The organism is Chthonomonas sp. (assembly GCF_035294505.1).
Classification (GTDB): domain Bacteria; phylum Armatimonadota; class Chthonomonadetes; order Chthonomonadales; family Chthonomonadaceae; genus Chthonomonas.
In genome coordinates this window covers 1-13,757 of record NZ_DATGKU010000102.1, presented here as the reverse complement: position 1 = coordinate 13,757, position 13,757 = coordinate 1, and the positions used below count along the sequence as shown (strand labels likewise).

General features: G+C 56.8%; 11 protein-coding genes. 2 read left to right on the top strand and 9 right to left on the bottom strand.

Annotated features, from left to right (window positions below; all coding sequences use genetic code 11):
* The 3 genes from VKV18_RS06080 to mqnC form a co-directional block, all read right to left on the bottom strand.
* Positions 1-921: hypothetical protein (locus VKV18_RS06080; RefSeq protein WP_324203329.1), on the bottom strand; the 921-nt coding region annotated here is incomplete at its 3' end.
* On the bottom strand, positions 918-1,142 hold the full coding sequence (locus VKV18_RS06075; RefSeq protein WP_324203328.1) for a DUF951 domain-containing protein: 225 nt from the start codon (positions 1,140-1,142) through the stop codon (positions 918-920). The genes VKV18_RS06075 and VKV18_RS06080, both read right to left, overlap by 4 nt.
* Before the next feature lie 50 nt (positions 1,143-1,192).
* The gene (mqnC, locus tag VKV18_RS06070) at positions 1,193-2,338 is read right to left on the bottom strand and encodes a cyclic dehypoxanthinyl futalosine synthase (RefSeq protein WP_324203327.1); all 1,146 of its coding nucleotides are present in this window, start codon (positions 2,336-2,338) and stop codon (positions 1,193-1,195) included.
* A gap of 156 nt (positions 2,339-2,494) precedes the next feature.
* On the opposite strand from mqnC, the gene VKV18_RS06065 reads away from it, so the two are divergent.
* Entirely contained in the window at positions 2,495-2,833 is a 339-nt protein-coding gene (locus VKV18_RS06065) for a VOC family protein (protein ID WP_324203326.1), read from the top strand.
* Positions 2,834-3,731: 898 nt separating this feature from the next.
* On the opposite strand, the gene VKV18_RS06060 is transcribed toward VKV18_RS06065, so the two are convergent.
* The 4 genes from VKV18_RS06060 to trmFO all read right to left on the bottom strand — a co-directional run bounded on the left by VKV18_RS06060 (position 3,732) and on the right by trmFO (position 9,115).
* The gene (locus tag VKV18_RS06060; protein WP_324203325.1) at positions 3,732-4,637 is read right to left on the bottom strand and encodes an HDOD domain-containing protein; all 906 of its coding nucleotides are present in this window, start codon (positions 4,635-4,637) and stop codon (positions 3,732-3,734) included.
* Complete coding sequence (locus VKV18_RS06055; protein WP_324203324.1) at positions 4,627-6,777, bottom strand: chemotaxis protein CheA; 2,151 nt, start codon at positions 6,775-6,777, stop codon at positions 4,627-4,629. Before VKV18_RS06055 ends, VKV18_RS06060 begins: the two co-directional genes overlap by 11 nt.
* A gap of 31 nt (positions 6,778-6,808) precedes the next feature.
* A complete protein-coding gene (locus VKV18_RS06050) occupies positions 6,809-7,363 on the bottom strand; it encodes a chemotaxis protein CheW (RefSeq protein WP_324203323.1) in 555 nt (184 codons plus the stop codon).
* A gap of 348 nt (positions 7,364-7,711) precedes the next feature.
* Positions 7,712-9,115 carry a methylenetetrahydrofolate--tRNA-(uracil(54)-C(5))-methyltransferase (FADH(2)-oxidizing) TrmFO gene (trmFO, locus tag VKV18_RS06045; protein WP_324203322.1) on the bottom strand — a complete coding sequence of 468 codons (1,404 nt, stop codon included), beginning with the start codon at positions 9,113-9,115 and terminating at the stop codon, positions 7,712-7,714.
* Positions 9,116-10,173: 1,058 nt separating this feature from the next.
* Here trmFO and VKV18_RS06040 point away from each other — a divergent pair.
* Entirely contained in the window at positions 10,174-12,174 is a 2,001-nt protein-coding gene (locus VKV18_RS06040) for a DUF6785 family protein (protein ID WP_324203321.1), read from the top strand.
* 14 nt (positions 12,175-12,188) lie between these two features.
* Here VKV18_RS06040 and VKV18_RS06035 read toward each other — a convergent pair whose 3' ends face one another.
* Both VKV18_RS06035 and VKV18_RS06030 read right to left on the bottom strand, forming a co-directional pair.
* Positions 12,189-12,872, bottom strand: a complete 684-nt coding sequence (locus tag VKV18_RS06035) for a hypothetical protein (RefSeq protein ID WP_324203320.1) — start codon at positions 12,870-12,872, stop codon at positions 12,189-12,191.
* Positions 12,873-12,975: 103 nt separating this feature from the next.
* Positions 12,976-13,757 (bottom strand): prephenate dehydrogenase (locus VKV18_RS06030; RefSeq protein WP_324203319.1); only part of this gene is annotated, 782 nt, incomplete at its 5' end.

The following is a 13,757-nucleotide window of genomic DNA, read 5'->3' as shown; positions in this document are numbered from 1 at the left end:
GCACAAGCTTTGTGCCTGTCCGACAATGAGAGAAGCAGCCCTAAGGCTTTGAATGCACTCCTCCGAATCGGAGGCATTCAAAAGGCGATGATAGTCCGCAGAGCCTTCATAGAGGATGTGACGCAGGCGATTGGCGGCGCTGCGCCTCTGTTTTGCGAACTGGTGTAGCCCCTCAAGCGCATCGGAAAGCGCTTGCTGTAGGGCGCTCCGTTCGTCTGTAAAGCGGTAGATAGCAAGCTCACCCGGGGCAAGCCGATCGCGTTTATCCACGATGCCGGCTCGCTTTAAAATCACCCCCTGAAGCCAATGCAGATCAAGCCCCGGCGGGCTTTGCTCGGCAATGGTGCGAAGGGCTACCTGCGGTGGGATGACGGTAGAGAGCCTTTCGATGCGATAGATGCCTCCCGACAGAGCGGCGCTCAGCTGGAGGTTTATCGGCTGCGTAGAGGTGTTTTGAACCAAGACGCCCAGCCCTTCCGAGGTGACGGCGGCATAGGCCATGAGGGGGAGGGCGTCGGCCTTGAGGGGAAGGGCGCCCTGCCCCAGAAAATCTTGCGATTTTCTGGGGACCCCTATATCGGCCTTGAGGCCTGGCGCCGCCGAATCGGAGTGGATACGAATGGCCACCGGGGTACCGTTCAATCGCCCCCATTCCCACCACATTTGACGGTTACGAAACGCATTTGGAACCTGTTCGAGGCTCGTCTTGATGATCTGGAGGAGATCGGGGTCTGGCGCTAACCGGTGCGTGGGGTCTACGTCAATCTGCACGTTGCTGGGGATGACAAAATCGGGCGTTTGGGCGGTTGTTTGAGGTTGGGTGCCCAACAGCGCGGCCACCATCCCTCCTGCCAGCGAGGCGCTAACCAGGGTATAGAGCCATCGTTTAGTTTTTGGGAGGAGGAAAAAGTTACCGTTCATCGTTCCATCCTTTTCAGCGACGCATCCTCTTCGGGGTTAAGCACCTTACGAACACGCCGTTCGAACTCCTCGCGGGGCAGCATCACTCGTCGCTTACAGCGCAGGCACACGGCGGCAATGTCGGCCCCTACGCGCGTTACCGTCCACAGGTCGCCCCCGCAGGGATGTTGTTTTCTTAGTTGAACGGTCATGCCCACCTTAATAAGAATGCGTTCGGGCATAGAAGCCCTCCTTTAGGCTTCTCGCTCAAGGCCGAGCGAGGGGACGCTGCTCACCGGGTACGGTTCGCAAGCAGAGGAGACCCCTCCGGCACACCCAGCGGCAGAAGCTGATATTGTGTGGTGCGACGCATCGGTTGGTAACCTGCCGCCCGAATCAAGCGCTCGATCTCCTCAATCGGCATAGTAAACGCGCATCCGGCAGCCGAGACTACATTCTCTTCCATCATGGTGCTGCCGAAATCGTTGAGACCATAGCGCAGCGCGATCTGGGCGATCTTCGGCCCCTGCGTAACCCAGGAAGCCTGCATATGGGGCACGTTATCGAGCATGAGCCGAGAGACGGCCACCGTGCGTAGATAGTCGAAGGCCGAAGCGCGCTCCATCGGCAGCTCCGTGCCCTCCGGTTGGAACGACCACGGGATGAAGGCCGTAAAGCCGCCTGTTTCATCCTGCAACTGGCGTATACGCAGCAGGTGCTCGACACGGTCTTCATACGTCTCCACCGAGCCGTACATCATGGTGGCGGTGGTGCGCAGGCCGGCTCTATGGGCTTCACGCATACAGTTTATCCACTCGTCCGCCGTGTCCTTATAGGGCGCGATGATCTCGCGCACGCGATCGGTAAGAATCTCGGCTCCGCCTCCGGGCACGCTATCCAGCCCTGCCGCTTTCAGGCGCCGAAAAAGCTCTGCCAGAGAGATTTTACTGATTTTTGCGATATAGATAAGCTCGGCAGGAGAGAAGGCATGCAATATGATGCCATAGGCACCGAAGCGCTCCTTAATACTGGCCAAGAGGTCTTCATACCATTCCAACTTCAGCTTTGGGTTGAGACCTCCCTGCATCAGGATTTCGATGCCTCCCAAATCCACCATCTGCTGGATTTTCTCGAAAATCTGCTCCTTCGTAAGCACATACCCTTCCTCATGCCCCGGTACCCGATAGAAGGCGCAGAACTTGCAGCGAACCCAACAGATGTTGGTGTAGTTGATGTTGCGCCCCACCACGTAGGTCACGATATGGTTAGTGGTAGGATGCAGACGCTCACGCACCACGTTGGCCAGATGCGCCAGCTCGGGCAGGTGTGGGTAGTGAAAGAGCCAAAGGCCCTCCTCTGCCGTGAGACGCTCTCCGGCGTAGACCTTCTCGGCGATGCTCTCTATAGATAGAGGCGCTGCGGATTGCAGGGTTGGCATGAAACAAACTCCGTTATATCGCTCAACAGCTCATTATACCCGTAAAACCCTGCTAGCCTTGCAGGCTTCTCCTTCCGCGAGGTGGCCACTTTCACCAAGAGCGCCTTCGCGAACACAGCCCTTATAAAGACGTAATAGTAAGCAGGAGGTGCGGCCTTGGGTGAGTTCCAATTTCACCATATTGCCCTTGAGGTACCCCATATCGCAGAGGCGGTAGATTGGTACAAAAATACGCTGCCCGACGTGCGGGTGCTCTACCAGGATGAGACATGGGCTTTTATTGAGGTAGGCGGCGTGAAGATCGCCTTTGTTCTGCCCTCTCAACATCCCTCGCATATTGCGTGGCGTGTTGGGGATGAAGAGTTGGAGCGACTGGCACAACGGTTCGGTGCCACCATCAAAACGCACCGAGATCGTTCACGAAGTTTCTATCTTGAAGCGCCTGGCGGTTTTCACATCGAGGTCATTTCTCTGGACAACAGTACCCTGAAGTAGCCTCTTTAGAGCTTGTAGGGATTGTAACTCAAGATTTCTCGCCTTCGGCTCGAAATGACAGTCGTATCACCGGCTCGAAATGACAGTTGTTCATCTCGTCTTCGACTTGGTATGACAACCGTATCACCGGCTCTTCAAGCCCCCACCCCCCCGCCCCTCCCCCCATTGGGGAGAGGGGCACCTCGCGGTGGGCGTCCTCGCGGACGGCGCCTTTGCGGCCTGTGTCGTTCCCGTAATCGTCTCTTTCTCTAGCCGCTGCATCGCCGTGCGCTAGCACCTCCCGAATCGGGGGAAAGGAAGGGATAGGGGGCGAACAAGACAGACTTGCTTGGTTAACTGCCTCTAGAACTGTAAAGCCGGCAGTCTCACCAGTCCCACCCCTTCCCCTCAGAACCGGTGGGGATTGAAATTTAAGATTTCTCGCCTTCGGCTCGAAATGACAGTTGTTTATCTCAGCATCGACTCGAAATGACAGGTGTATCGCCGGCTCTTCAAGCCCCCACCCCCCCCGCCCCTCCCCCCATTGGGGAGAGGGGAGACCAGTAAGCTCATTGGCAGTTTTCTATGATAATCTTCCCTTCGGACACTAACCATAACCGCCCCCTTTCTCCCTAATAGGGGGAAAGGAAGGGATAGGGGGCGAACAAGACAGACTTGCTTTGCAGACTAGCTCTAGAGCCGCAAGAACGACAGTCTCTGCAGCCCCACCCCCTTCAAGCCCCCACTCCCCCCGCACCTCAAGGCCAACGGTACCGTGCCTTTTCCCTCATCTGCTAAGATGGATAGGAGCAGGCTCCATAGGCCTGCTGTGCAGACTATCTCTAGACACGCCCGCCTAAAACACAACCCATCCCCCTGCGTCCTCAATTGGGAAGCTTGTCTTAGAGCGATAGCCCTGTTAGCGGTGCTCCTTCATTACCTGCAAGAGAGCTGTGCTGGCCTCGAAAAGCTGCTTTGTTTGGGCCTTCATCTGCTCCCACTGATCGGGCGTGCAGTTGAGCCATTCCTGCACATCGGGGTGCAAGGCGTGCGGCTGCGTATGTTCTGAAGCCACATAGCCGCACTCCCATGCCAGAATATCACCGGCATGAACTGCGGCCACAAGGTCGAAGTTCTCGCTTCTTAACGAGGGGCGGTGGTGCTCGCCGATCATGGCCACAAGGTGCGAAGGAAAGTTCCAATGCTCGGCAATGCGGCGCCCAACCGTGAGATGGTCTATGCCCAAAACCATGCTCTCCGCCTCGTCTGAGGTCTTCTTCTCGCGGGCGGCAAAGGCCATGGTGACGGCGTACTGAACGGGGAAGTAGCTGTCGAGAAAAAGCGCTCCGATGTCGTGTAGCAACCCGCCGATAAAGCTCTCTTCCTTGGCATTGCGGGTGCGGGGCAGACGCTGTTGGGCTACAACACAGGAGGCCACCGCCGTGGCGACCGAATGCTCCCAAAAAGCCGTGCGGTTTAGGCCATAGGGCATAGATTTCTGATTGAGCTGCCCAAAAGCAGAAACGCCTAACACCAGGTTCCGTACGGTGTTGTAGCCCAAGATAACCACCGCGTGGGTCAATGTGCTGATCCGTTTCGGAAAACCGTAATAAGCTGAGTTAACAATGCGTAGAATCTTCGAGGCCAATCCCTGATCCATCGAGATAAGCCGGTTCAGCTCTTCTGCCGATGAGTTGGGGTCGTTGACGGTCTGTAGAATCTTGCTCACTACGGCCGGCAGGGGCGGCAGATCGGAGAGTTTCTTCTCCAATGTCTGCTGAAATACATTGCGATCAATGCGTACAGATTTGATTTCAGGCGGCATGCGCTTTCACTCCTCTCTGGTGGTTGGCAAGGTTCAGTATGCCTTCAACGTCAAGAATAAGGGCCATACGTCCGTCCCCCAAAATGGTGGCGCCGGACACTCCTTGAACATCTCCGATGAACTTGCCAAGCGTTTTTATAACGATCTCTTGTTCTCCTATAAAGCCATCCACAATAAGACCGATCCGTTCACGTTCAAGGCCTACAACAACCACATTAAGCGCCTCAAGGCCGACGGTGCTGCGCACGGCGTCCTCCTTCCTCTGCAACTGGTGCATAGGCTCCGACTGCACAACGGCCAAGGCTTTGGCCGATTGCGTCGCACGAACGGGCAAAAGACTTTGAAGATGGGCCAAACACAACGTCTCCCCACGCAGCAGAATGGTGGGTTGGCGGCGCACCGAGCGCACGCTTTGGGGGGAGACCCTTAAGGTTTCAGCCACAGAGTTGAGCGGGATGGCGTATACGGCCTCTCCCACGCGCACCAATAGGCTTCGGATGATGGCCAACGTGAGCGGCAGGCGAATGCAAAACCGCGTGCCTTTGCCCACCCAGCTTTCAATGTCTATAGTGGCCCCTAGGCGCTGCAGGTTGCTGCGCACGATGTCCATACCCACCCCTCGCCCCGATACATCCGATACCTGCTGTGCGGTGGAAAAGCCGGAAGCAAAGATGAGGTTAATGGCCTCGCGATCGGAGAGGCGATGGGCGGCCTCGCGAGACATCAGGCCTTTTTTAACGGCGGCCTCACGCATCTTGGCGGGGTCTATGCCGCGGCCATCGTCTTCCACCTCAATAACAATGTGGTTCTCCTGATGTCGCGCACGCAACCAAACGGTGCCGGAGCGGGGCTTCCCTAAACGCTCTCGCTCCTCCGGTGGCTCGATGCCGTGGTCCACGCTGTTGCGCAACATATGAATGAGGGGGTCTCCAATGGCTTCGATAACGGATCGATCTAGTTCGGTCTCTTTCCCTTCGATCTCAAACTGAAACTCTTTGTTGAGGCGCTTGGCAAGGTCGCGCATCATGCGTGGAAAGCGATTGAACACATTCTCAATAGGCAGCATACGAGCTTTCATCACCTCGTCCTGAAGCTGGTCGGTGATGCGGGCGATATGCACGGCGACCTCCTGCAGGTGTTCCACCGTGACATCGTTCCCCAGCTGATGCCCTATTTGCGCGCAGAGTTGGGCAATGCGCGTGCGGTCAATGACAAGCTCGCCTATAAGGTTCATCAGGTTATCGAGGCGGTTTACGTCTACCCGAACCGTCTGCGGTTGGGGAGATGCTGCCGTCCGTGGGCCGCTCTCTTTTGGCGGCTCTTCTCGAGAAGCCGTTTGAACTTCTTCATTAAAGGGCGTTTGCTCTGCTGCGGTTTGCGGATTTGCGGAGGTGGGCGGCATCCACGGCACTATGCGCACTTCGGTTACTTCGCTAATGCGCTCCACTTCGGCACGCAGCCTCTCCACGGCTTGGGAGGTGGCCACCAAGGCGGTGAAACTTGTCTCAAAGCGTTCGTTCTCTAAAGCTTCTTCATCCGGCTGGGTATGTAGCACGGCACCAACCGTTTCCAACCCCTGCAGTGTCATCAATGCCCGAACCGATTTTAACATGGAGTCGGGAGCGAGGAAAACGTCAATACGATACAACGCGTGGCCGGTGGCAAGCGCCTGTTGACATGCCTCCATGGTGCTTTCGGAAAGAGCAAGTTCCTCCACTTCGGCGGTCTGATGTTGGGCGGCACCGGTTGTGGAGGCCTCGCAACGGGCAACGGCACGCAGTTGGGCGGTGAGCGCCGATGTGTCTTGTTGGGTCGTGCCCGAATCGGCGATGTCACCGAGCATCGCTTTGAGAGCGTCCAGCCCTTGAAAGAGCGCGTCAACGAGTTCGGGTGTGACCTCGATCTGGCGGTTTCTTAGCAGATCGAAGAGGTCTTCCATGGCGTGCGTCAGCTCTCCCATGGCCTGATAGCCCATGGCACGTGCTGCGCCTTTTAGGGTATGGGCGGCACGAAATATCTCTTGCAGCAGCTCCGGTGAAGGCTCCTGCTCGAGTTTTAGGATGTCCTGCTCTAAAAGCTCGATCTGCTCGTGGGCCTCTTGCAGGAACACCTGAAGAAACGGACGCATTTCCTCGTTCATGCCCAAGCTTCTTTCCTTAGGATGGCTACCATCATGCCCGTTCGGCGGCATCGGAAGGTTTCAGCACAGCCTCCACGTTGAGGAGAATGATCAGCTCGTTCTGATGCTTGCCGACGCCTAGAACAAACTCCGAATCCACCGATTCGACCATCTCGGCAGGCTTCTCGATGAGGGTTTCCGAGAGCCTTAAAACTCCCACGACGCTATCTACCTCAAGCCCCACGAGACTGCCATCGTAGTTCACAACGATAACCCGCCGGCTCGAAGCCAATGCGCTTCTCTGTTTTTGGACTTCTTCAGAGCCGACACCCTCCCCCTCAGTTTCAGGAAGCCCTAAACGACGCCGTAGGTTCACAATCGGCACAATTTTGCCGCGTAGATTGATGATCCCCTCTAGGTCTTCGGTAGATCGAGGAACGTGGGTAACCTCTTGCGGGCGAATGATCTCATTGATGGCGGCAATGTCAATGCCGTAGGTCTCTTTGGCCAGGCGAAAGGCCACGAGTTGCAACTCACGCTCCACCGATTCAAGGCCGACGCCCTTCCCCTCAAGGCCGACGCCCTTCCCCTCCATCGTTGGTGCCAAAGTTCGCTTAACCCCCTTCTCTTTTTCGCTATTGCGAAGCTATTTTCGGTAAAAGTAGGAGGGAGCTTTAGAATTTTTAGGAGGCGGTCCATCTCACAGCTCTAGAGGCAGTTCACAGAGCAAGCCAATCTTGCTCGTCCCCTATCCCGTCCATCTGTCCTCGCGGACAGCAATGCAACTACCTGAGAGATCGAGGGTTAAGGGAGTGCCAGAGGCCCCTGCGGGGCTTACTTTGTTGTGAATGAGGAAAGGGGGCGGTTGTGGTTAGTTGCCGGAAGAAAGGTTATCACGAGAAACCGAGAGTTAACTTGCCGGTCTCCCTCTTCTATGGCCTGGGCAAAGGGTCTGCTACTCCAATTCGGCCTCGATCTGTTGCACAAACAAAGACATCGCTTCGAGGGCACGTTCCGCCTTGAGGCGTGCTTTTTCACGTTTATCTCGTATCGTCAGGCCTTGCAACTCGGGCACAAGACCCCAATTGGCGTTCATAGGGGCGAAATGTTTGGGATCGGCCTCTACCAGATAGTGGCAAAGGGCGCCCAAAACGGTCACTCTAGGCGGTACTGCGGGCGGCAAACCTTTCAGCCATCGCAGGGCATTGATGCCGGCAATCATCCCAATAGCGGCCGACTCCAGGTAGCCTTCCACACCGGTGATCTGGCCGGCCAAGAAGATGCCTGGGTGTTTTTTCAGTTCGCAGTGGGCGGTAAGCACCAGCGGCGCATTAACGTAGGTGTTACGGTGCATAACGCCGTAGCGCACAAACTCGGCGTTCTCAAGGGCGGGGATCATGCGGAAGACGCGCTTTTGCTCGCTCCATTTCAAGCGCGTTTGAAACCCCACCAGTCCCCACAGGGTGCCCTCTCGATTCTCCTGACGCAACTGCACCACGGCGTAGGGGCGCTTCCCTGTGCGCGGATCGATTAACCCTATCGGCTTCATGGGGCCGTAGAGGAGGGTTCGAGGGCCGCGTCGTGCCAGTTCCTCGATGGGCACGCACATTTCGAAGAACACCATCTTCTCTACCGGCTCGGTCTGCTCAAAATCGTGCAGGGGAGCCAATTCCGCATGACAAAGCGCTTCCCAAAAGGCCATGTACTCTTCTTTAGTCAGAGGGCAATTCAGATAGTCGGCGCTTATCGTTGAGGCCGATGCAGTGGGCCCCTCTTCGCCATTAGCACCGGCCTCTTCTTGCCAGGGGCCGCGTCCTCGTCGCGAGGCACGAAACAGGCGGCTGGTGTCCAGACTTTCGCCGAGCACGGTGGGGGCAACCGCGTCGTAGAAGGAGAGGGCGAAGTTGTCTGTAAGGCGTTTAAGCTCCTGCGCCAACGCGTCGGAGGTGAGGGGGCCGGTGGCGAGAATCAGCGGGCGCGATTCGGGCAGTTGCGTTACCTCCTCCCGAATGACGGTGATATTGGGGTGGCTTTCTATAACGGAGGTGACTTCACAGGCGAAGCGTTCTCGGTCTACGGCCAAGGCTTCGCCGGCGGGCAGCGCGTGGCGTCGGGCGATGGGCAGAATGAGCGAGCCTAGCCGGCACATCTCCTCTTTCAGTACGCCGCTGGCGTTGGTCAGCAGGGTAGATTTAAAGGAGTTAGAGCATACCAACTCGGCCAGGTCGGCGGTGCGATGGACGGGTGTTTGGCGTTTGGGTCGCATTTCATAGAGGCGCACTTTGGCTCCGCGCTGTGCACACGCCCAGGCCGCCTCTACTCCGGCGAATCCTCCCCCAACGATAGTTACCGTCTCCATTCTCCGTTGCGCTCCGTTTTTGGCTATTCTTATCGGCTTCAGATGCAGTGGTCAGCGGCTTTCAAAGAGCCGGTGTAGCCGCATTCGTTTTATTATACACGGAGAGCAGCTGGGCAGTGACGCGCCAAAGTGAGTCTCAAGTTGCCATCCCACCAACTTTAAGGGGAAGGACGCCCTACCCCAGAAAATCTTGCGATGTTTTGAGGGCCCCTGTATCGGCCTTGAGGAGCTGGCGGGATAGACGACTGTCATTTCGAGCCAAAGACGAGATGAACAACTGTCATTTCGAGCCGAAGGCGAGAAATCTTGAGTGTCAATCCCCACCGGTTCTAAGAGGTGGGGGTGGGGCTGTATAGCGACTACCAATCTCGCGGTTCTAGAGGTAGTTTACAAAACAAGCCTGCCTTGTTCGCCCCCTATCCCGGCCTTTCCCCCTATTAGGGAGGTGCTAGCGCACGGCGACGCAGCGGCCAGAAAAAGAGGCGGGTAAGGCAATCTTTCTGGCCGCAAAGGCGCCGTCCGCGAGGACGCCCACCGCGAGGTGCCCCTCTCCCCAATGGGGGGAGGAGCGGGAGGATGGGGGCTTGAAGAGTCGGCGACTGTCCTTTCGTGCCACAGACGAGATCAACAACTGTCATTTCGAGCCGCAGGCGAGAAATCTTGAGTTACAATCCCCACCAACTTTAAGGGGAAGGGCGTCGGCCTTGAGGATCCGGTAACACTTCTATTGTATCACAGAATCTGTCAACAATCAATACTTCAGAACAAAAAAGTGTCACATAGAGGCCGATTCGGTGAAGCTTCCACCACAGAGGCTCCGACCCACAGCAGGTAGCTGCTCTGTTAGGCCGGTTATTCCGACGTAAGCGGTGTGAGCGGCTCGCTGCCCCCATCTCGAATGGAACATTTATCGGCAACAACTCTCTTAGGGAGGACGATGCGAGCGACGATGGGATAAACGAACACGATGATGGTGATGCCAACCTATGCGGCTCTAGCAGGAAACGGCGGCAGAATGGCGAATTTTTTTCTGCACTTGAAAGGAGTTGAAATTGACGATGGCGGATATGCCCTTACAAAAAGAGCCGTTTCCTCACCTGGCGGCAGCCCTACCGGAAGGCCAACGCCGGCCCTACGGGCGCTCGCTTACCTGGCGGGTTGTCCTCCTTTGCCTTATTCTTATTCCCCTTACCGACTTTTGGCAGGTGGAAATGGAGGTCGTGCGCTATTCCGCCCACCCCACCACCATCTCCCTGTTCTTCGATACCGTGTTCGTTCTGCTCTGCCTTACCGTGGCCAACCAGGGCCTGAAACGTTTCGCTCCGCGGCTGGCCCTGGAACGCGGTGAACTCCTCCTCACTTACTCGGTTCTCTGCATCGCCGCCGCCGTCAGTGGGCACGACATGTTGGAGGTTTTCGTCCCCATGCTTACCTGGCCCTTTAAGCACGCCAATGCCTCCAACAACTGGGCACACCTCATCATCCCACACCTGAAGCCGGCGCTTTTCATCAGCGACCCCAAAATCTACAAGGGCTACTACGTGGGCAACGACACCATCTTTCGCTGGGTCTACATTCGTGCCTGGCTGCCTGTCGTCTGCATCTGGACGGCCTTCGTTTCCATGCTGCTCTTTATTATGCTTTGCATTAATGTAATATTGCGTAAACAGTGGACAGAGCACGAACGACTCACTTACCCCATTATCCAACTGCCTTTGCAGATCACCTCAGAACAGGCTTTTGCGCCGAATGGGCTTTTCCGAAACCGGCTCTTCTGGCTTGGCTTCGCCATCGCCGGCTCCATTGATATGATCAATAGCCTTAACTACTACTATCCTAATATCCCCACGGTTCTCACGCCGGGGTTCGGCCAAAGCTTCCTGGATATAGGTCAGTACTTTACATCCAAACCGTGGAACGCCCTTGGTTGGACGCCCGTCTCGTTCTACCCCTTTATGATCGGCTTAGGCATGTTCATGCCGCTGGACTTCCTGTTCTCGATGTGGTTTTTTTACTGGTTTTGGAAGCTGGAGCGGGTCGCCGTCGTGTGGCTTGGCTACGACCGTGACCCGCGCTTCCCCTACATCGAAAATCAGTCGTTTGGGGCCTATCTCTCCTTCTTCTTCTATGCTGCCTGGCTTAGCCGTAATTACATCAAGCAGGTGCTTCGCTGCGCTTTAGGGCGGCCCTCCGAACTCGACGACAGCACCGAACCTATCCGTTACCGATGGGCTGTCTTGGGCGTGATTGTGGGGGTAGGCTCGCTTGTCGCCTTCTCCACCTGGCTGGGGATGGTCTGGTGGATCGGCATTCTCTTTTTCTTCATGTATTTCATGCTTGCCATCGCCATTACGCGCATGAGGGCCGAACTGGGCACCCCCGTTCATGATCTCCACTTCACCGGCCCTGAAATGATCATGACGCGCGTGGCCGGAACCGACAGCTTTTCTGCAAATACACTCACCGTTTTCTCCCTCTATTTCTGGTTTAATCGCGCCTACCGCAGCCACCCCATGCCGCACCAGTTGGAAGGGTTTAAACTGGCCGAACAGACCCACTCGCGCTATCGCAGCTGGTACTTCGCCATGCTTTTCCTCGGCATCTTTGGGGTGTTTGTAGCGTTTTGGAACATGCTCGGACTAATGTACCACTACGGCGCCGAAGCCAAAAGCGTGCTGACCTTTGGGCCGGAACCCTACAACAACCTAACCTCATGGCTTAACACGCCCACTCGCGGCAAGTTCGGCGAGCTGATGTCTATTTTTGTGGGATGTGGCATCGCCTTCTTTCTCCAGTGGATGCGGGTGCGGTTCCCCTGGTGGCCTTTTCATCCGCTGGCTTTCGCCGTGACCTCCTCTTGGGAGATCAACCTGGTTTGGGGGCCGCTGTTCCTGGCATGGATATTCAAAGGTCTTATCCTTCGCTATGGAGGCCGAGGCGCCTTTCAGAAAGCGTTGCCCTTCTTCATCGGCCTGATGCTGGGGCAGTTTGTAGTGGGTAGCCTGTGGAATATCTACGGCATTGCAAGGGGCCTGCCGACTTACCAGTTCTGGCAATAGCCTAAGAAGGGGCTCTAGGGCTTTGCGGGAACATAACACGTGGCGTTAGGATAGGTGAGAATAAGATCGTGACTGCAGATAAGTGCGTGCGTTTTAGGGGCGATTTGGGCGTCTATAGGGTAGCTGGCCTTACCTATCTTCAGCCATAGGCGGTTAGGCCCCTTTAGCTCGTAGGTGCCCTGCCATCGAATGAGAAGAGTCTGCCCATCATCGTCGGAACTTACCTGTTGTACGCTTTTATCGGGGAAGGGCATTTGGGTGGTGCCATCGGGTGTGTCGGCCAAGAGCCGGGTCGTTCCGGTGATCACCCCATGGGCGAAGGTTACCTGCTGATCAAGAATAGGGCAACCGCTTTGAGGGCCGGTAGGCGTTTTACCGATGCTCTGCAAAACCCACCGTCCCTGCAGCTTTGCCTCTGTCAGTCCCGTTGCTGCGGCTTTAGGATGATGCGGCACAAAAAACGCAAAGCAGAAGGCGACGAGCGCCACAAAGGCAGCGGCAAAAACCTGTTTGCGACCTCGTTTGCGCGGGTCGGGCAGAGTAACGGTCTCGTCAAGGCCTGTATCGGGGTCCCCAGAAAATCGCGAGATTTTCTGGGGCGGGGCGCCCTTCCCCTCAAGGCCGACGCCCTCCCCCTCAAGGCCGACGCCCTTCCCCTCAGTCTCTTCCTTTATCTCTTGAACGGCAGGCTCTGCCACCTCTTCGGAAACTCCTTACAGTTCAGTTGGCACGGAGTTATAATCGGCGTTTCCGCTCAAAAAATGGAGGGTGAGCCTGTACCGGCCGAGGGTTTCTATTTCTCTAGCCCCGTTCGATCTCTTCGCGCAAAAGCGTTAGCTGACTTTCAAAGGCGGCGAGTGCCTGCAGCAGTTCCTCCCGATTCTGCAAGAAAATCTCCCTCCAAAGCTCTTTATCTGCACCGGCGATGCGGGTAAGGTCACGAAAGCTGCCGCCGGCCAACTGCTTCGCCAGCTCCCGATTCGGGTGGGCCTCGACCATGTTCATAAAAGCGAAGGAGAGGAGATGCGGGAGATGGCTAACAAGGGCCGCCAGACGGTCATGTTGTGTCGCCTCCATCGGCAAGGGGCGCGCGCCCAGCGCTTTGATAAGCGTGGCCAGCGGACGCGCCCAGAGGTCTTCCTCTAAGACGAAGGGCGCCGAGCGCACGATCGCCCATGCGGCCCCGCGAAACAGGTCGGATTGTGCGGCCTGCGGCCCCGATTGAGGCCCTCCTGCCATGGGATGCCCGCCTACAAACCTCGGGCCGAAGAGCGACTCGCCGTGTTGCACTATCGCTTCCTTTACGCTGCCGAGGTCGGTGATGAGGGCGTGAGAGGGAATATACGGTGCCAAAAGCGAAAGCTGCTCCACAATGGCCTGAGGGGGAGCGGCGAACACTACCAGATCGGCCTCTGAAATCGCCTCGACCGGTGTTGCCGCAGCCCTATCTAGGGCGCCCTGCTGAGAGGCTATGTGCAGATGGCTTGGCCGAACATCGTAGCCGACCACCGTTTTGGCAAGCCCTCGCCGACGCAGGGCCATTCCCAACGAGGCGCCCATGAGGCCTACACCCAGGATGGCCA